Origin of the sequence: Marinilactibacillus sp. Marseille-P9653 (genome assembly GCF_916618885.1) — a bacterium.
Lineage (GTDB): Bacteria > Bacillota > Bacilli > Lactobacillales > Carnobacteriaceae_A > Marinilactibacillus.
Genome location: NZ_CAKAKH010000001.1, coordinates 1,542,931 through 1,561,858, shown reverse-complemented (window position 1 = coordinate 1,561,858; position 18,928 = coordinate 1,542,931). Strand labels below are relative to the sequence as shown.

The following is an 18,928-nucleotide window of genomic DNA, read 5'->3' as shown; positions in this document are numbered from 1 at the left end:
CTCCTTTACTGTTCGAAATGTTCATTGAAGCATCTAAGATAATGGCTATCATTTATTTGATGCTAGTCGGAATTTGCAATATATATAAAGCTTTAGTTTCACTATACAGAAGAAATATTAAGAAAAGTTTGATTGGATCATTTGATCAACCGCATCGAGATAAGGTAGACGTGGTGAAAACCCATAATTTATTTCTATGCCTTCTAATTCAATTTGCTTTAAAGGAATCGATTTTTTCCCTTTTTCTTCAGATTGCTGATTCCACCACCAGTGCAGCTTATCAAAAGGTAGAACAAATACACGATTCAATGAACTAAACCTCAAAAGAATAAAACAAATCGCTTTCTGGTCACAGCAGGCTTTCATATGAAGAATTTGGTGTTCATGGAAGTTCTTTAATGGAAAACTCGTTTTGTTTTTTGTTTCTTTAGCTTCAAAATCTAAATAAAAGCCTTTATAAACACCGTTATAATCGGTTGTTGAAGCTTTCTGGTAATAAGCTTCCGTAATTTTGGCAGCACTTCTTTTAGGGTAATTTACGTTAACAACTTGGATCGGAATAGGCTTTTTATGAATAACAGCTAAACCTTTAGCTAAGTATTGTTCATTGGTCACATTTAGATCATTTTCCAATGTCATACCACGATTACTGTAAGTTGTTTTTTTAGTTTTCGCTTGCTTTTTTGCTTGTACTTTGTCAACATTAACCTGATAAGACTGACCGTTAGGATACTTAATATTCATTGTGCTCACGCTCCTTTAAGAGTGATCAACTAGTATAATACCAAACAAATGAACGGTTTGGGAAGAAAGGTGTGAAATTTTATCAAAAATTTATACGTAAGTGGCTACAGATCTTATGAACTTGGTATATTCAATGATAAAGATCCTAAGCTATTTTATATAAAGGCATACTTGAAATCTCGTCTACTTGAATACATCGATACTGGATTAGAGTGGGTCCTGATCAGCGCGCAATTGGGAACAGAATTATGGGTTGGCGAAATCGTTATAGAGTTAAGAGAAACTTATGATATTAAATTAGGTGTCTTGTTGCCGCATGCAGGATATGCTGAAAATTGGAAAGAAGGCAATAGAGCCGTTTTTGATCAAGTCATCGCTAAAGCAGACTACAGCAACTTTACTTCTAGTCAACCTTACCAGAATCCTTCGCAATTAAAAGGGAATCAGCAATTTCTTATTGATCATACTGAAGGGTGTTTACTTTTTTATGATTCAGAGAAGGAAGGTAAGCCAAAGTTCTTGCTAGATATGATAAATGGATACAAAGAGACACAGTCTTATGAGATTGATTTTATTGAATTTGATGAACTTCAGTCTTTTGTTACTGACTATGAAGAAAATCATTTTGAAAGCTAGCTTTTATTTATTCTGATAATTTGGTACAATTAGATTACAAAGTGACAGATTTCACTTTTTTATACAAGATTTACCTTAAACAGGTTAAAAGTAACCGAGGAACTAGGGGTGCAAAAATGATGAATAGAGAATTAACTCAAAAAGAGATTGTTGAAAAAGACTTTAAAACAACTATGCGTGGGTATAACCAGACTGAAGTAGATGAATTTCTAGATGTCGTGATTCGTGATTATGAATCTTTCCAAAGCGAAATCAGCCAGTTGAAAACAGAAAATGACCGCTTAATGGATAAGTTAGACGAATTTTCTAAACAAGTCGCAGCTAAACCACAAGGTCAAAACTCAAATGGTTCATCTGTTACAAATTTTGATATTCTTAAAAGACTATCTAATCTTGAAAGACACGTATTCGGTTCTAAACTAGACGACGAGTAGAAAGTTAAATAAATGTGCAAATCATGGATAATCGCACGTTGTTTCAAACAATGTGAGGAAAGTCCATGCTCACACAAACTGAGATGTTTGTAGTGTTCGTGCGTAGCGAAAAAATAAGCTACGGCTCTATTCTCACGAGTAGATGACGGCAGAAAAAAGAGCTAAGGTTTAAGCTATGCTTGAGTATTCTTGAAAGTGCCACAGTGACGAAGCAGTAGGGGAAACGCTACTGGTGGAACGCGGTAAACCCCTCGAGTGAGCAACCCAAACTTATGGTAGGGGCACTTTTCTCCTGGAAATGAACAGAGGGAAGAGGCAATTTTAAATTGCAGACAGATGATTATCTCTGAGAAAACGGCCTGATCATTTTCTCTAGACAGAACATGGCTTATAGTGATTTGCACATTTGTTTATGATGTGTAGCAGCTTTTCTTTTGAGAAGCTGCTAGATAAACAAACATCATTTTGATTCAGGAGCTATCCTCCCCGAATAGGGAGGATTTATTTTTTGCATTTTTATGTATGAAGGGATCGAGGTATGAAAGAACTTTTTGTTATTCCAATGGTACTGTATGGTGTATTAGTGGGTATTATGATCAGTATGAACAGAGCTAAGTCAAAGTCTGAGAAATTAAGTCAAACAGTTGCGACCGAAAACTTAATGGATACTATGTTTGGAAACGAACTATCTAAGAAAAAAGGAGTTGTTATCAGAATAGTATTATTTCAATTTGTCCTCTTATTCGGTTATACTTTGATTAGTTTATGGATGAATTTTACCGTACCAATAACGAGATATTTTACACTTGTGATGCTGCTTTTACTAGTAGTTGAATTGCTTACTCGAATGATTACGTTACTAAAAGCAAGCAGCTCAAAAGAATTAGTTGAACGGAAAAAAATTTCTGACATTGCGCCTTACATATATCTAGTAGTAATCGCAGTCAGTATCGGAACAATACTTTAAAACAAATGAAATGAAAGTAGGGATGAACTTGACGTATAAACTTTTAGCAACAGCAGCTAGCGGGATTGAAGCGCTGGTTGGTAAAGAATTAAAAGACATGGGATATAAGGTTGAAGTAGAAAACAGTCGTGCACGTTTCGAAGGTGAAAAAGAAGACATTGCGAAAACCAATTTGTGGTTAAGAACGGCTGACCGAGTCAAAATCATTGTTGGAGAGTTTGAGGCTACCACATTTGATGACTTGTTTGAGCAAACAAAAGCATTGCCTTGGGATGATTTCTTATCAATTGATTCAGCTTTCCCAGTTTCTGGAAAGTCTCATAAATCAACGCTTTATAGTGTGCCTGATGTACAGAGAATCGTAAACAAAGCTATTGCAGATAAGATCAAAGATGTTTATCACAGAAGTGGTATGCTTCCAGAAAGTGGCGCGAAAGTTCCAATCGAAGTATCGATTTTGAAAGATAAAGTATTATTGACGATTGATACGACAGGTCCAAGTCTTTTCAAACGTGGCTATCGTTCTGATAAAGGTGGCGCACCGCTTAAGGAAAATATGGCGGCAGCTCTAGTTATGCTGACAACATGGAGAAAAGATCGTCCATTTGTAGATCCAGTATGTGGATCTGGTACGATTGCCATTGAAGCAGCATTGATTGGTCACAATATTGCTCCTGGATTCAATCGTTCTTTCTTATGCGAAGAGTGGGACTGGATGCCTGAAGAAATGTGGGCAAAAGTGAGACAAGATGCTGAAGATCAAGCTGATTATGACGCAGAATTAGATATACTGGGTACAGATATTGACCATAGTATGATTGAGATCGCGAAAGAAAATGCTATGGAAGCGGGGCTTTCTCATAGTGTCAGATTCAAACAGATGCAAGTTGCTGATTTTACAACAGATAAAGAATTTGGTGTGATTGTAGCTAATCCTCCTTATGGTGAACGTTTAGGCGATCCGGAACAAGCAGCTCAGATATATCGTGATATGGGTAAAGCGTTCAAACCTCTTAAAACTTGGAGTAAATATATCATTACAAGTGATTTGGACTTTGAAACGCATTACGGAGAAAGAGCGACTAAGAAGCGAAAACTCTATAACGGATATCTTAGAACAGATTATTTCCAATATTGGGGAAAAAGAAAATAAAAATGCGTTAAACAAAGACCACTTTCTCAAAATGAAAATTTGAGAAAGTGGTCTTTTAATGTTTTTAGATTAGAAGCTTTTCTATTGATAAGGGATTAAAATAACTGAAGTAGTAGTCAAGTCCAGATTTCTGTGTAAAATGTACGATACTTTGTTTTAGTCTGATTAGTTTGATTCAAACTGGATATATTTTCTCGGAGAACTGATCCAGTTTTCATGCACGTCCATCAGGACGGCTCCAATTAAGCGATTGGCTGAAGCAGTATTGGGGAAAATACGGATGACTTTTTCTCTCCGTCTGACTTCCTCATTCAATCGTTCGAGTAAATTTGTGCTCTTCAATCGGTTATGGCTTTTGCCTAAAACAGTGTACTGGAAGGCATCTTCGAAACCTTCATCTAGTGTTCTACAGGCCTTTTGATACTTTACTTGATCAGCGTATTCTTCAACCAACGCATTTTTAGCCTTACGGGCTAAATGAATATCTGAGAATTTGAAGATCTCTTTGACTGCTTCTCGAAAGGGTTTAGAACCTTTCTTAGGAGCTGTACTTAAAATGTTTCGCATAAAGTGAACCTGACATCGCTGCCATGAAGCATGAGTGAAGGAAGTTTGAATAGCTGACACAAGTCCTTTATGCGCATCAGAAATCACGAGCTTGATTCCTGATAGTCCTCTGTTTTTCAGATAGTCGAAAAAATTTGACCAGGTTTCATGACTTTCTTCATTTTGAAGCATAATGCCAATGATCTGGCGATCGCCTTCTTCTGTAATCCCTATAGCAATATGGCAGCTTTGAGAAAGGACGCGCTGTTCTACTCGTGCTTTTATGTAGAGAACGTCTACCATGAGGTAAGGGAACTTCGTTCCTGTCAGGGTTCGATTCTGCCATTCTTTAACGATCGGATCTAATTGAGCGGTCAGAGAAGAAACAAAGGACTTAGAGACCGATTTTCCACACAATTCTTCTACGATCTGAGAGACTTTACGAGTGGAGACACCTGATACATACATCTCTAGCATAGAAGCTAGCAATGCTTTTTCATTTCGTTGATACCGCTCAAAAACAGTCGGAGAAAAGACACCATCTCTTGTCCTTGGAACCTTAAGTTCCAACGTTCCTACGCGTGTTGTCAATGCTCTTTCGTAGTAGCCATTTCGCTGTCCCGTTCGATTCTCGGATCGTTCGTAACCCTCAGCCTGAATAAATTCTGTTCGTTGGTGCTCCATTAATTGGTTAAAGACGGTCGTTAAAATCAGCTTTGAAGCATCGTCTTTCACACTATTCTCAATTAATGCTTGTATCTGTTTCGGTTCTAGGTTAATCTGTAGATGTTGGGTCATATGATTGCCTCCAGGTATGTTTTTAGTGGTTAAAAACATTGTACCGCACAGGCGATCATATGGCCTTTCTTTTTACACAATTATATGGACTTTATCGAAGTAGTTGCTTTATAATGAGATAAAAATATAAATTAATGTAAAATTGTTGGTTTAATTTTGAAGATAGATTTATTTAGAGGAGGCAAAAAAATGGGAAAAATTAAATTTACATATGGTGAACATGTTTCACAGTTTGGCGAATTACATCTACCTGAAACTTCAGGACCTTGGCCGGTCATTGTTAGCATTCATGGAGGTTTCTGGAAATCAAAATATCATTTGGATGAGAATAATGACCTAGCAGTGGATCTGAGTAAGCGAGGATATGCTGTCTGGAATATTGAATACAGACGCGTAGGAGAAACTGGTGGCGGATGGCCGGGAACTTTTTTGGATATTATTGCAGCTATTAATCATCTTACTCAGTTAAAGAGTTTATACGATTTAGAGCTTACTAAGGGGGTAACTTTGATAGGACATTCAGCTGGAGGTCATCTAGCATTATGGGCATCGTCAAATGATAAATTCACAGATGAAACTATCGAGCTAAAGGTACCTATAAAAAAAGTCATTAGTCTCGCGGGTGTAACTGATCTAGAACATATGCTACTTATTCATAATAGCCAGAAACCATTAATAAGTCCAGTTTTGGAATTAATTGGCGGCACTGTAGAAGCGTTTCAAGATCGGTACGATAAAGCTTCGCCAGCAAATTTACTACCCCTTCGAACTCCTCAGGTTCTAATACACGGTACAGAGGATCGACATGTTCCGGTCGAACTTAGTACGGATTACTACACTAAAGCAAAAGCAATGGGAGAGGAGATTGAGATAGTCAGACTCTCAGGTATTGAGCACTTTGGAGTTGTCAATCCAGCCTCTAAGGCCTGGAAAAGTGTTCTTCAATATTTTTAAAAAGAAAAAGTGAAATGATCTTTCAATGATGTGTGACGTTTAAGACAATCGGCGTCTTTCTTTACTTTGCTTGTTTTGACAGGTAAACTTGTAATACAGGACAGTAAGTAGCATTGAATCAATAGATAAAGACTTTTTGAAGTGTAAAAAAAATCAAACTGTTTGAATCACTTACTTCAACAAATGTATCATAGGAGGATTATTATGAGTGAAGAATTAAGGTTAAAAGCCGTAGAAAAAGAAGATGTAGACTTTATGCATCAAATGAGAAAGAATCCAGATATTATGGAGTTTTGGTGTGCTGAGGCCTATACGTCCAAAGAACGATTGCTCAAAGAGTATGAAGACAATCAAAAAAGTGATACAATCAGACAATTCATTATTTATGATGGAGACCAGAAAATCGGCTATACCAGTCTGTTTAATATTAATCCCCGCCACAGAAGTGCAACTTTTGCAATCATGTTAGATCCTTCCCATCACGGAAAAGGATATGCTACTCGTTCTACGGAATTAGTGGTCAAATACGGTTTCAATCAGTTAAACTTAAACAAGATTTCACTGGATGTTGTAGATTATAATGAAAAAGCCATTCATATCTATAAAAAAGTGGGATTCGAAATCGAAGGAGAAAGAAAGCAACAGTATTTCATTAAAGGTGCATATACGAACGGATATGTTATGGGACTTTTAAGAGAAAACTTCAACCAGTAATTTAAACGATTAAGAAGCCTACATCACTGTATGCAGGCTTCTTTTTAATTCTCTGGCTTATGTTTTAGTTCTAGCCGTCCCATCCATAGTCCAAGAAGTAAACCAATTATAAATAATACAACTGAGAAAATTAGACCGTATAGAGATAGTTGAGACCATTGATTTTGACTTGGAAAAATAATCACGGTTGAAGCGATCACGATTCCCAAGATAAAGTGAAAAATCGTTGTATAATACAAATTCATCAAGTGATTGACCAACTTGGAAAGAGCTATCACACATACAAGTGCACCGAGCCCAACAGGTAATAATATCATCCAATCCAGTCGACTGATTCCGCGAGTTAATGGTTCATAGAGATTCATGTAAATCAGAAAATTTGAAGGACTTAGACCTGGTACAATAAAACCCAAAGCGAAAATAAAACCTACCATAATCCACGTCACAGGTGTCTGGGCTACTTGTATATCCAAGAAGGTGTTGGCTGAGACTAATAAAATAAAAGAAATAATAGCCGTAAAAGCAGTAAGGTAAATATGCCAATTTTTCTGTCCATGAAACTTAGCTTTTCTATAAAGCAAGGGAACAGTACCGAAGATACAGCCCATGAAAAACAAAAGAATGAAAACGGGATGATTTCGTAGTAAGGATTCTATTGGATAGGCGAGTACGATGATTCCAAATAAGCCACCAAGTCCAACAGGTAAAAAGAAGAGCAATTTACTTTTGAATTCTTTCTTAATATTGGAAATAAACTGAATGATCTCTTCATAAATTCCAAAAACTGCTGCTAAGGCGCCGCCGCTAACGCCAGGTAAAATAGCACCTGAACCGATAAATATACCTTTTATAAAACGAATGATCCACTGTACTAATTCATTTTTCAATTTAGCTAACCTCCATTATTTTCCAATCATAAATGATAGCTCTTTAATTAGCAATTCAAATCAGGTACTTACGAATAATTTAATATTTCAACACATCTGGTCGTCTATGATAGTCATAGTTGACTGGTAGAAAAACATTGTTATACTAAGATTAATAAAATTTCATGTAGATAAGAAGGTTAGTCATGGAAAGTAGTGATGACGATGCGACAACGGAGCAATCAATTGTTAAAGATTTTGATTTTTCCGCTTGGATATATACGAAATATTATTCTAATGAGGATGGAAGTCGATTTATTCAATATTGTGTTTTACGTTTATAAAGTATTCCAGTGCAATGAAGCCCCACACAATCAAATCAAATACACTTGGAGGTAAATCAGTTGTCCGATATTTCTTTGCTATGGCTTTTTGTTTTACAGTTTGTCTTTATATTTCTAAATGCGATTTTTGCTAGTGCAGAAATTGCTGTCATTACAATAAACGATAATAAATTAGAAAGACTTTCACAAAGTGGAGATGTTCGTGCGAAAAGACTGAAAAAGTTAACAGAAAATTCTTCAGACTTTCTAGCAACGATTCAAATTGGGATTACATTAGTCAATCTACTGAGTAGTGCGGTGGCTACTGAAAACTTTTCGAGTCGATTAGTCAACCTACTTTCAAGAATTGGAGTAGAAATTCCAATTGCTATATTGAACCTTACATCATTAATTGTCATCACATTGCTATTAACTTTCTTTACAGTCGTATTAGGTGAGTTGGTTCCTAAACAGTTAGCATTGAGAAGTCCAGAAAAAGTAGCACTTTTTCTTTCTGGATTAGTAACCCTTATCTCAAAAATTTTCACACCCGTTGTTCGACTGTTTTCTCTTTCTACAAAAGGAATTCTGAGGATTTTTGGTATCAGTTCAGAGGATGATGAAAGTGAAGATACTGAAGAAGAAATTCGTTTGATGCTAGACATAGGTGCTCAAAAAGGACAAATACAACCAGATGAAGAACATATGATTCAAAATATTTTTGAATTCGATGATACTCAAATAGAAGCAATCATGACGCACAGAACTTCTGTTGTCTTTTTATGGATGGACGATACGGAAGAGGACTGGGAAAGTACGATTAGAGCTGGGAGACATTCGGTTTATCCAGTATGTAGTGAATCTACCGACAATATCGTGGGTATTTTGTACACAAAAGACTACTTCAGAGTGGATGACAAGAGAATAAGTTATCTAAGAAATGAAGTGATTCGTCCTGTGAACTATGTACTAGAAACGGTTCGAGCAGACGTACTTTTCAGAAATATGAAGCAGACTAAAGATCGCTTTGCTGTTGTGATTGATGAATATGGTGGCACAAGTGGGATTATAACGATGAACGATTTACTTGAACAAATTGTGGGAGAATTCAGTGATGATATCCTGATGTCCAATGAAACTCTTAATATCAAGCCACTTAATCAACATTCATGGCTTGTAAGTGGAAACACGAGTATCGAAGAATTGAATCGAAAGCTCCTACTGAAGATTCCAGTGGATCAATATAAGAACTTAAATGACTTTTATCTTTCAAATAAAGAATTTATTGAAAAGCAAAGCACACAGTTATTCACAGAACAAGGGTTTATTATGAAAAATATTCATATAGAAAATGATCGGTTAAAGAATGCGATCATCGTTCTCTCAAAATAAAGAACAAGAAGTGATCAACTGTCATAGATCACTTCTTGTTCTATTTTAACTTTAAGATAGCGATTTATTCGATTTTAAACTATTTTCAAGCAAATAAAAGTGAAACCTGTTATGATATAAGAGCAATATATGGGATACTAACGAATTGCTTTCTGCAAACCTTGCTTTGCAAGATTATCGGCACCTTTGTTTTGCTTTTCTGGAATCCAATTGATTTCATAATAGGAAATGGATTCAAGCAAGGCCAAACATTCGTTTAAATAAGGCTTGAAAGTCTCGCTTTTCACATACTTTTTTTCTATAGAGCGAGCGACGACCTGACTATCGGTAAAAAATTGAGTAATAGAATGAGTCTGGTCATTTTCTACGAGCCAGCTGATTGCTAGCCTCATAGCTTCAAATTCTGCAGTATGGTTATCCCATTGACCTTCTAATGGTAAAGCAAGTTGCGTGTACATACCTGCTCCAGTTATAACAATGCCGATACCGGCTGAACCAGGATTGCCATTGACTGCAGCGTCAGAATAAACTTTTAACATAAGCCACCCTTTCAATTATTAAAAAATAGGAGTTCAATGATTATGAAAATAAAACAAAAATCAACAAAACAGGTCTCAAACAAATATACTCTCATTTTAGAACCAGCGTTCCAGTCCATGTATATCTCAGCTATATTCATTTCTTTTTGTTTAGCCATCATCATTACAACAACGGTTACTAGACCAAACTGGGGTACAGCGGTTTTTGCGATTCTTACGATTGTCTTGGTGTATTTGAAGAAAGAGACTTATCTAACAATTAGTGAAGAGTCAATAAATTTTCGCTATTTTGCTGGACTAAAAAAGGATTCAATTGAAATAATAGAAATTGATCAGATTATTTTAACAGATTCCAGAACAATCGTTAAATTAAAAAGAACTAACCAAGCGCCTTATATCATTTATATGCCTAAAGCAGCTCAAGAGCAATTAGCCTTATGGGCGCAGCAGCAGAAAATTAGTTTAGGAACTGATATGATAGAATATAGTAAAAAGGACTAGACAATTGTCTAATCCTTTTTTTAATTATAAAGATTCTGTAGAGGTTTCAATTTCGCGTACTTGTGTTGCTTGAGGACCACGATTACCTTCAACGATTGAAAATTCAACTAACTGACCTTCTTGAAGAGTCTTGAAACCCTCTTTTTCAATTCCAGTAAAATGAACAAATACATCATCATGATCGTTGTATTCTATGAAACCATATCCTTTTTGATTACTAAACCATTTTACTTTACCTGAAGTCATGATAATCCTCCTATGAAAATTAATGGGTTCAATAAGCCTAATACGCTTATAAACAGTATATACAAATTTGTGTTTATAAGCAATCACAGACTGAAGAGCTATATGTTTTAAAAAAATCAAGTTAGGTTTTATAGAGAACTCAAATTATTTCATTATATGTTCCGTATGATATGATAGAATAGTAGTACGATAATATGAGGGGTGGGTCTAGATGAAAGAATTGAAAATAGAAAATTTGACTCATTCGTATGGGATGAAAACATTATTCGATTCAATCGATTTTTCAATAACAGACGGACAAAGAATTGGTTTAATTGGAGTAAATGGGACTGGAAAAACAAGTCTCCTAAACATTCTTACAAGACAACTATCTCCAGATAAGGGAGAAATCTCAAAACCCAATGACTATACTATTGGATATCTGGAACAGAAGAATACTTTAGACGAAACGAAAACAGTTTTAGATACAGTTTTTGATGGAACGAATGCGATCATGTCAGCTGTTAGAGATTATGAATCTGCTTTGCAGCAGTTGACGAATGATCCGACTGATGAACGTGCACAAAATCACTTTGCTTCTGCAGAACAGAAGATGAATAGCGCGGATGCATGGAACGCTAGTGCTAGCGCTAAATCTATCCTAACTCGTTTAGGCATTACGGACATGCAGTCAATCGTAGGTCAACTATCAGGTGGTCAACAAAAAAGAGTTGCACTGGCACAGGTACTGATCCAAGAACCAGACTTGTTGATCTTGGATGAGCCCACCAACCACTTGGACTTCGAGATGATCCAATGGTTGGAAAACTTTTTGATGTCTTACAAAGGAGCACTGCTACTTGTAACGCATGATCGATATTTCCTTGATCATGTCGTCAATCATATGGTTGAGTTAACTCATGGTCGATTGGAAAGATATGTCGGAAATTATCAGGAATATGTTCGGTTAAAAGCTGAGCGAGAAGAAACTCAAGCGGATAAGACGCATAAACAAAAGCAACTTTACAAGCAAGAACTAGCATGGATGCGTGCGGGGGTTAAAGCCCGTGGTACAAAACAACAAGCTAGAATTGACCGCTTTACTGATTTGAAAAAAGAGGTTTCCAATACAGATTCTAATGGTTCACTTGATTTGAATTTGTCAGGTAGCCGATTGGGTAAAAAAGTTCTTGAGCTTGAAAATGCTAGTTTCAAACGTGATGATCTAGTCATTTTGGATGAGTTCAATCTCTTGATTCAACAAACCGATAGAATCGGGATAACAGGAGAAAATGGATCGGGGAAAACGACGTTCTTGAATATCCTTGCCAATCAAATTCCACTCGATAGTGGGATTTTTGAAGTAGGAGAAACGGTTAAGATTGCGTATTACACCCAGACGAACGAATCTATGGACGAAAATAAAAGAGTGATTTCTTATTTACAAGAAGTTGCGGAAGAAGTTCGTTTAGCAGATGGGACAAGTGTGAGTGTGACTCAGTTACTGGAACGATTCTTATTTGATCGTTCAAGTCATGGGACTATGATCGGTAGACTATCTGGTGGGGAAAAAAGACGACTATATTTGTTGAAGTTATTGATGCAACAACCGAACGTATTACTGCTGGATGAGCCAACGAATGATCTAGATATCCAGACGCTAACTGTTCTGGAAGAATATATTCAAACCTTTAGTGGTGCGGTTATAGCCGTATCGCATGATCGCTATTTCTTAGATAAGATGGCTACTAAATTACTTGTATTTAATGGTAATGGATCAATCAGCGAGTATTATGGTAAAATGACAGAATTTTTAGAAGAAAAGAATCAAGAAACGAATACGGCTTCTACAAAGATTAAAAATCAAAATAACCCACCTGTTCAGAAATCGTCTGATAAGAAAGAAAAAACAAAGTTATCTTATATGGAGAAAAAAGAATGGGATACAATAGAAGATGAAATTGCGAAACTTGAAGAAGAACTAGAAGAGATTCAATCTGAAATGAATCAAGCAGGTAGCGACTACGGTGTCATAGGTGAGCTCACACGCCGTCAAGAAAACCTTGAGCAAAAATTGGAAGTTAAAATGGAACGATGGGAATATTTAACCGAATTTATTTAAAGAGGAGAAAATTTTATGGAACAAGAATATCTGGATCTAGCCCAAAGAATACTAGATGAAGGAAGTATTAGAGATGACCGAACAGGTACCGGTACAAAATCTGTGTTTGGACACCAGATGCGTTTTGATTTACAAAAAGGCTTTCCCTTGTTAACAACTAAAAGAGTCTTTTTTAAGTTGATCAAAAGTGAACTGTTATGGTTTCTTAAAGGAGATACGAACATCAAGTACCTTCTTGAACACAACAACCATATCTGGGATGAGTGGGCATTTGAACGTTACGTTCAATCAGAAGATTATACAGGACCGGACATGACCGATTTTGGCTTGCGCTCCCAAAAAGATGAAGTCTTTAACAAAACCTATCAAGAAGAAAAAAAAGCCTTTAATCAAAAAATATTAGATGATGAAGCTTTTTCTGAAAAGCATGGGACACTTGGTAATGTATACGGAGCACAGTGGAGAACTTGGCCAACCACAGCTGGTGGAACCATTGACCAGATTCAAAACGTCATTGACTCTATTAAAAACAATCCAGATTCAAGAAGACATATCGTTTCTGCATGGAATCCAGAAGAAGTACCAAATATGGCACTACCACCTTGCCATACGTTATTCCAGTTTTATGTTCAAGATGGTAAGCTAAGTTGTCAATTATACCAAAGAAGTGGAGATGTTTTCTTAGGTGTTCCGTTTAACATTGCAAGCTATGCTTTATTAACGCACTTAATTGCTAGAGAAACGGGTCTTGAAGTAGGAGATTTTGTGCATACTCTTGGAGATGCGCATCTATACTTGAACCACATGGATCAGATTAATAAACAACTATCTAGAGAGCCGATGCCATTTCCTACTTTAGAATTAAATCCAGAAAAAACAAGTATCTTTGACTTTGAAATTGAAGATATTAACGTTACGGGCTACAACCCCCATAAAGGTATTAAAGCACCTATAGCAGTGTAAAAGAGGTGGCAAAATGGACTATAAAGTACTAACTGAAAAAGATCTGACTCAATGTACCATGCTTTTTGTAGAGGTATTCAACCAGGCTCCCTGGAACGATAACTGGTCACTTGAAAAAGCTACTAATTATGTCCAAGATATTTTCAATACTCCTGGTTTTAAAGGGGTAGGATACTTTCAAAACGGGGCCTGTCAAGGAGCACTTCTTGGGAACACTAAACAGTGGTATAGCGGAAAAGAATTCTTTATTCAAGAAATGTTTATAGGACTAGAAATTCAGGGAAAAGGCATCGGTAAAAAACTGATGACAGTCTTGATGAACCTCTTGAAGGAAGAAAATATTAAAGATGTTGCACTGCTCACAGATCGAGGAATAGATGCAGAGTACTTTTACAAAAAAGTTGGATTCAATGAAGTTGAGCGCTTGGTTTTCTTAGCAAAATCGGCTGAATAAAAGATAGTTGTCTATAGCAATTAGTTTGGTTGTTATAGACAACTAATAAGGAGAATGTTTTAATGTTAACATTTGTATGGGCGGAAGACGAAAATGGCGTCATTGGTAAAGAAGGTGGCCTTCCATGGTCTCTTCCTAACGATATGAAATTTTTCAAAGAAGTTACTTTAACGGGAAACGTCTTAATGGGTCGAAAAACCTTGGAATCTATTCCGAATCCACCTTTAAAGAATCGGATCAACGTCGTGTTAACTCGAAACACTGAATTCGAAAAAAAGGATATTATTGTTCTTAATACTAAAGACGAAGTGCTTGAGCTCGCTAAAACGATGGATAAACCACTACACATTATTGGTGGAGCAGATATCTTTAATCTGTTTGTAGATGATGTAGATAGATTGTACCGTACCTTGATACATGAAACGTTCGAAGGGGATGTTTATATGCCTTCAATAGACTATGATTTGTTCGATCTAGTTGAAACAGTAGAAGGTAGTGTAGATGAAAAAAATATTCATGCCCATACTTTCCAGATTTTCGAACGCAAACAAGCTTAAGCCTTTTAACGTAAACAAAAAAGACTGACGATTAAAACATCATTGTTTTAATCGTCAGTCTTTAATTTTTATCTGAAACTTTTAAGTGTATAGATAAATTGAGAAGAACATACAGACTGTACCTGCTAATACAAATAAATGCCATACTACATGCATGAATTTAACGTACTTCATTCTGTAGAATATCGCGCCTACAGTAAAAGACAATCCTCCTGCGACTAACCAGATGAAACCAGTTGTCCCAAGTCCCTGGTATAGATAATTCAAGAAGAATAAGGAAATCCATCCCATAATGATGTACAACCATACAGACAGTCCTTGGAATTTTTTGAACCATACGGTTTTATAAATCACGCCTAATAAGGCGATAGACCAGATCATTACAGTTAACAGAATACCTAGACGTCCTGAAATTGTAATAAGCGTATATGGAGTGTACGTACCTGCTATCAATAGGAAAATACTACAGTGATCTAGAACACGGAAAAACTGTTTTGCTTTCGTGAACGTTAAACTGTGGTACAACGTTGAACACAAGTACAACAAAATGAGTGTTGTTCCGTAGACAATGTAAGAAGTAACTTCAACTACACCACCCATTTCAAGTCCTTTTCTGACTAGAAAAATCAACCCGGTTATGCTCAAAATCACACCTAAACCGTGGGTGATTGCATTAAGTACCTCATTCCATATCAAGTAGCCTCTAGAAAAAGCTGTTTCTGATGTTTTTTCTGGCATATTATACCTCCTCTACAACCTTCACTTCTGTACGTCAATACGATAATTTGGTATACTATCTTTTGGGTACTTTCAAATAGTAACCAAATCATTTTGACAAATTTAGTATAGCATATTCATCTTACTGAAAGCGACTTTTAGATTTTTTTATCTAGTTCAATTTCAAAAATAGAAGATTTTTAATCTGGAAAGGACTTCTTTATGAGAACATTAAAAAAAGTAGGATTTAGCTTGATCAGTATCATTTTGTTTGCACTTTTAAGCTATGTGGTTTTGGATTTTCTTGTTCCAAAGTCCAATTCATCTAGTTCTGAAAATGAGGAAATAGCGCAGCAACAAAGTAGAGTTTTCTTGGACTTAGTTGCTGTAGGCGATTCTTTAACAGAAGGTGTAGGCGACAGTACACAAAGAGGTGGCTACGTTCCGTTAGTTGCAGACATGTTAAGAACCAATCCTAATGTCAAAAACGTTCAAACAGCAAACTATGGTCACGCAGGAGATACTTCTAGTCAATTAATGAATTTACTGGAAGAAAACGAAGAGGCACAGGCAGATTTAAAAGAAGCTAACATTATTACTTTAACGGTTGGGGGGAATGATTTAATCAGGAACTTCAGACAAGTGGGGTTAAATGGATCTGTTGAAGATTTTGAAACCACCATACAAGAGTATGAAGAAAATTTAAACAGCATCTTTTCTTTATTGAATCAGTATAATGATGAGGCTTCGATTTATATATACGGGCTGTACAATCCTTACCATTACTACTTTGCGGAATTTGAAGGGTTGCAGGCTGTCTTTGATTTATGGAATGAGAGGACTGTAGAGATTGCCGAAAATACTGATAATGTAACATTTGTAGAAATTGATTCATTATTTAATCCAAGTGATGCGCCCACTGAAACAGAAGTGGAATCAAATAGTGGTGATTCCTTAGAAGACATTCAAGATACCAATCATCCATACTTGTTCGAAGACGATTTATTTCATCCGAACGATAGTGGTTACAAGGTTATGGCTTCAGCCTTAAGAGAAGCAATTGAAAAAGAACTTGAAGATACTGACTCCTTGCTCAGTATGAATAGATAAAGAAAGGAAGATTAATATAGTGGAACAACGCTCAGATAATTCAAGTAATAAGAAAACAGTCAATGTCTGGAAATGGGCCTTTTTGATTTTAATCGGCTTAATTATAGGTGCTGCTATATGGTTAGCTGTTCAATTACAACCAGTGAGTGTAGGCGAAGAAAATACAGCACCACTTGTGACAAACGACGATGATTTGATTTTTGAAGTCAGTACAACGAAGGCTGATGTAACAAGGCTGACGAATGAGTACCTTGAAAAAGAACTGGACGATCAATATGCGGGCTTTAGTTTCTCTTTAGAAGAATCTGCTGAGTTAAATGGGGAAATCGAGGTTTTCGGATTCCCAATACAGTTTTCTCTATATATGACACCGTATGTTTTAGAGAACGGCAATTTACAGCTAAGAGGGGATTCAATCAATATTGGATCACTTAACTTGCCGATCAGCTTCGCTATGTCCCAATTAGCAAGACAGGTCGATTTTCCAGAGTGGATTGTCATCGACAGTGAAAATCAGTTCATCATTGTTAATCTTAATGAATTTGAGTTAGATAATGGAACGCGTTTCTCTGCTGATCGAATCAATTTAGAAGAGGATGATATTCGGTTGAATATCCATTTGCCAGTTGAGGCAGTAAGATGATAAACTAGCTCAGATGAGTCATCGTACTGAAAATATAATAAAGAGGTGTTGAGATAGATGGAAAAAGCATTATTTGCAGGTGGATGCTTCTGGTGTATGGTAGAGCCATTTGAAGAACAAGATGGCATTGTATCTGTGTTGTCAGGTTATACAGGAGGACACGTTGAAAATCCAAATTATGAACAAGTTAAAAGTCAAACAACAGGTCACACGGAAGCTGTGTTAATTGAATTTGATCCTGATAAAGTAACGTATGAGTCACTTATATCATTATATTGGGATCAGACGGATCCAACTGACGCAATGGGACAATTTATGGACCGTGGGGATAGTTACAGACCAGTCATTTATTATTATTCAGACACTCAAAAAGAAATTGCTGAGACTTCAAAAGAAAAGCTACAAGAAAGTGGAAAGTATCAGGACCCTATTGTTACTACAATAGAAGAAGCTGGTGTTTTTTATGAAGCTGAAGAAGAACACCAAGAGTTTTACAAAAAAAATCCACGTTTGTATAAGCAAGAAAAAGCTGAACGGGCTGAATGGGAAGCTGCAAACTCCAAAGGAGCAAAGTAATGATTCGACCGTTTTATCATTATCTTATGACTGAAAGAGATCCCAGAAAGAAAGATGCTGTAACGCTTTTTGCAAATCATGCAGAAAATGACGGTAGCTTTCCAAAGCAATCGGAAGACTATGATGAAATCAGCGCTTATCTGGAACTAAATGGACATTATCTGCCGAGTATGGATGTTTTTGATGAAGCTTGGGGAAGTTACATTGATAAAAATTCAAATTAAGTTCAACTATTAAACGATTAGGGAGATGCAACGATGAGTACACATATTGAAGCTAAACAAGGCGATATAGCAGAAACGGTTCTATTACCAGGAGATCCTTTAAGAGCAAAGTATATCGCAGAAACTTTTCTAGAAGATGTTGTTCAATACAATACGGTTAGAAATGCTTTTGGATATACGGGAACTTATAAAGGACAGAAAATTTCCGTGCAAGGTACTGGCATGGGCATTCCTTCAATCATGATCTATGTAGAAGAATTGATTCAAGATTATGGCGTTCAGACATTGATGCGTGTAGGTTCAGCTGGCGGAATGAAAAAAGAAGTAGAAATTAGAGATGTGGTATTGGCGCAAGCGGCTACTACTGATTCAAGTGCTGTTCGAAATACCTTTGAAAACCAGGTAGACTTTGCTCCAATAGCGGATTTTGGTTTGTTGAAAGATGCATATGATATCGGGACTGCAAAAGGAATGAAAATCAAAGTCGGAAATGTCTTGAGTGCAGACCGTTTTTATAATCAAGAACTCGATAAAATGAAATTAGCAGATTATGGAGTACTTGCTGTTGAAATGGAAGCGGCTGGTCTTTATCTGTTAGCTGCTAAATACAATAAAAAAGCGCTGGCTCTTTTAACGATTAGTGACCATTTAATTACTGGTGAAGAGACGACTTCAGAAGAAAGAGAAAGAACATTTGACGACATGATGGTTATCGCACTAGAAACGGCTCTAAAAGCCAATGAAGCTTAGCTTAATAAGGGATTAGTCGA

23 protein-coding genes and 1 other RNA gene are annotated in these 18,928 nt (G+C 36.4%); 18 read left to right on the top strand and 6 right to left on the bottom strand.

Annotated features, from left to right (window positions below; genetic code table 11):
• Positions 1-117: 117 nt before the first annotated feature.
• The gene (gene recU, locus LG377_RS07650; protein ID WP_225744086.1) at positions 118-744 is read right to left on the bottom strand and encodes a Holliday junction resolvase RecU; all 627 of its coding nucleotides are present in this window, start codon (positions 742-744) and stop codon (positions 118-120) included.
• Positions 745-825: 81 nt separating this feature from the next.
• Between recU and LG377_RS07645 the strand changes: the two genes are divergently transcribed.
• From LG377_RS07645 to LG377_RS07625, 5 genes are all read left to right on the top strand, one after another.
• Positions 826-1,380, top strand: coding sequence for a DUF1273 domain-containing protein (locus LG377_RS07645; RefSeq protein WP_225744648.1), 555 nt, complete (start codon positions 826-828; stop codon positions 1,378-1,380).
• A gap of 116 nt (positions 1,381-1,496) precedes the next feature.
• The gene (gene gpsB / locus LG377_RS07640; protein WP_305067555.1) at positions 1,497-1,814 is read left to right on the top strand and encodes a cell division regulator GpsB; all 318 of its coding nucleotides are present in this window, start codon (positions 1,497-1,499) and stop codon (positions 1,812-1,814) included.
• Positions 1,815-1,833: 19 nt separating this feature from the next.
• Positions 1,834-2,210, top strand: an RNA gene (gene rnpB, locus LG377_RS07635) — RNase P RNA component class B.
• A gap of 142 nt (positions 2,211-2,352) precedes the next feature.
• The gene (locus tag LG377_RS07630) at positions 2,353-2,781 is read left to right on the top strand and encodes a hypothetical protein (RefSeq protein ID WP_225744085.1); all 429 of its coding nucleotides are present in this window, start codon (positions 2,353-2,355) and stop codon (positions 2,779-2,781) included.
• Positions 2,782-2,803: 22 nt separating this feature from the next.
• Positions 2,804-3,934, top strand: coding sequence for a class I SAM-dependent RNA methyltransferase (locus LG377_RS07625; protein ID WP_225744084.1), 1,131 nt, complete (start codon positions 2,804-2,806; stop codon positions 3,932-3,934).
• A 165-nt stretch (positions 3,935-4,099) separates the two neighbouring features.
• Here the strand turns inward: LG377_RS07625 and LG377_RS07620 are convergent, their stop codons facing one another.
• Positions 4,100-5,278, bottom strand: a complete 1,179-nt coding sequence (locus tag LG377_RS07620) for an IS256 family transposase (RefSeq protein WP_225744083.1) — start codon at positions 5,276-5,278, stop codon at positions 4,100-4,102.
• A 189-nt stretch (positions 5,279-5,467) separates the two neighbouring features.
• Between LG377_RS07620 and LG377_RS07615 the strand changes: the two genes are divergently transcribed.
• Complete coding sequence (locus tag LG377_RS07615) at positions 5,468-6,232, top strand: S9 family peptidase (RefSeq protein ID WP_225744082.1); 765 nt, start codon at positions 5,468-5,470, stop codon at positions 6,230-6,232.
• Between the two features lie 204 nt (positions 6,233-6,436).
• Complete coding sequence (locus LG377_RS07610; RefSeq protein WP_225744081.1) at positions 6,437-6,946, top strand: GNAT family N-acetyltransferase; 510 nt, start codon at positions 6,437-6,439, stop codon at positions 6,944-6,946.
• Positions 6,947-6,990: 44 nt separating this feature from the next.
• Here the strand turns inward: LG377_RS07610 and LG377_RS07605 are convergent, their stop codons facing one another.
• Positions 6,991-7,833 (bottom strand): DUF368 domain-containing protein, encoded by an 843-nt coding sequence (locus tag LG377_RS07605; protein WP_225744080.1) that lies wholly within the window; start codon positions 7,831-7,833, stop codon positions 6,991-6,993.
• A 383-nt stretch (positions 7,834-8,216) separates the two neighbouring features.
• Between LG377_RS07605 and LG377_RS07600 the strand changes: the two genes are divergently transcribed.
• On the top strand, positions 8,217-9,527 hold the full coding sequence (locus LG377_RS07600; RefSeq protein WP_225744079.1) for a CNNM domain-containing protein: 1,311 nt from the start codon (positions 8,217-8,219) through the stop codon (positions 9,525-9,527).
• A 137-nt stretch (positions 9,528-9,664) separates the two neighbouring features.
• Here the strand turns inward: LG377_RS07600 and LG377_RS07595 are convergent, their stop codons facing one another.
• Complete coding sequence (locus LG377_RS07595) at positions 9,665-10,066, bottom strand: ribonuclease HI family protein (protein WP_225744078.1); 402 nt, start codon at positions 10,064-10,066, stop codon at positions 9,665-9,667.
• A gap of 42 nt (positions 10,067-10,108) precedes the next feature.
• On the opposite strand from LG377_RS07595, the gene LG377_RS07590 reads away from it, so the two are divergent.
• Complete coding sequence (locus LG377_RS07590; RefSeq protein ID WP_225744077.1) at positions 10,109-10,567, top strand: EbsA family protein; 459 nt, start codon at positions 10,109-10,111, stop codon at positions 10,565-10,567.
• Between the two features lie 24 nt (positions 10,568-10,591).
• Here LG377_RS07590 and LG377_RS07585 read toward each other — a convergent pair whose 3' ends face one another.
• Complete coding sequence (locus tag LG377_RS07585; RefSeq protein ID WP_225744076.1) at positions 10,592-10,813, bottom strand: cold-shock protein; 222 nt, start codon at positions 10,811-10,813, stop codon at positions 10,592-10,594.
• A 211-nt stretch (positions 10,814-11,024) separates the two neighbouring features.
• On the opposite strand from LG377_RS07585, the gene LG377_RS07580 reads away from it, so the two are divergent.
• The 4 genes from LG377_RS07580 (at position 11,025) to LG377_RS07565 (ending at position 14,888) form a co-directional block, all read left to right on the top strand.
• Positions 11,025-12,914: an ABC-F family ATP-binding cassette domain-containing protein gene (locus LG377_RS07580; RefSeq protein ID WP_225744075.1), complete on the top strand. Its 1,890-nt coding sequence runs from the start codon at positions 11,025-11,027 to the stop codon at positions 12,912-12,914.
• Between the two features lie 15 nt (positions 12,915-12,929).
• On the top strand, positions 12,930-13,877 hold the full coding sequence (locus LG377_RS07575) for a thymidylate synthase (protein ID WP_225744074.1): 948 nt from the start codon (positions 12,930-12,932) through the stop codon (positions 13,875-13,877).
• Positions 13,878-13,890: 13 nt separating this feature from the next.
• A complete protein-coding gene (locus LG377_RS07570) occupies positions 13,891-14,331 on the top strand; it encodes a GNAT family N-acetyltransferase (RefSeq protein ID WP_225744073.1) in 441 nt (146 codons plus the stop codon).
• A gap of 62 nt (positions 14,332-14,393) precedes the next feature.
• Positions 14,394-14,888 carry a dihydrofolate reductase gene (locus LG377_RS07565; protein ID WP_225744072.1) on the top strand — a complete coding sequence of 165 codons (495 nt, stop codon included), beginning with the start codon at positions 14,394-14,396 and terminating at the stop codon, positions 14,886-14,888.
• Positions 14,889-14,969: 81 nt separating this feature from the next.
• Here the strand turns inward: LG377_RS07565 and LG377_RS07560 are convergent, their stop codons facing one another.
• Positions 14,970-15,626: a hemolysin III family protein gene (locus tag LG377_RS07560; RefSeq protein WP_225744071.1), complete on the bottom strand. Its 657-nt coding sequence runs from the start codon at positions 15,624-15,626 to the stop codon at positions 14,970-14,972.
• 201 nt (positions 15,627-15,827) lie between these two features.
• On the opposite strand from LG377_RS07560, the gene LG377_RS07555 reads away from it, so the two are divergent.
• From LG377_RS07555 to deoD, 5 genes are read left to right on the top strand one after another with little or no spacing between them, the layout of a single operon-like run.
• Positions 15,828-16,715, top strand: a complete 888-nt coding sequence (locus tag LG377_RS07555; RefSeq protein ID WP_225744070.1) for an SGNH/GDSL hydrolase family protein — start codon at positions 15,828-15,830, stop codon at positions 16,713-16,715.
• Positions 16,716-16,734: 19 nt separating this feature from the next.
• Positions 16,735-17,358, top strand: a complete 624-nt coding sequence (locus LG377_RS07550) for a YpmS family protein (protein ID WP_225744069.1) — start codon at positions 16,735-16,737, stop codon at positions 17,356-17,358.
• 57 nt (positions 17,359-17,415) lie between these two features.
• Positions 17,416-17,934, top strand: a complete 519-nt coding sequence (msrA, locus tag LG377_RS07545; protein WP_225744068.1) for a peptide-methionine (S)-S-oxide reductase MsrA — start codon at positions 17,416-17,418, stop codon at positions 17,932-17,934.
• A complete protein-coding gene (locus LG377_RS07540) occupies positions 17,934-18,158 on the top strand; it encodes a YozE family protein (RefSeq protein WP_225744067.1) in 225 nt (74 codons plus the stop codon). The genes msrA and LG377_RS07540 overlap by 1 nt, the downstream gene beginning before the upstream one ends.
• 33 nt (positions 18,159-18,191) lie before the next feature.
• Positions 18,192-18,908, top strand: a complete 717-nt coding sequence (gene deoD, locus LG377_RS07535) for a purine-nucleoside phosphorylase (RefSeq protein ID WP_225744066.1) — start codon at positions 18,192-18,194, stop codon at positions 18,906-18,908.
• The last annotated feature ends 20 nt before the right edge of the window (positions 18,909-18,928 follow it).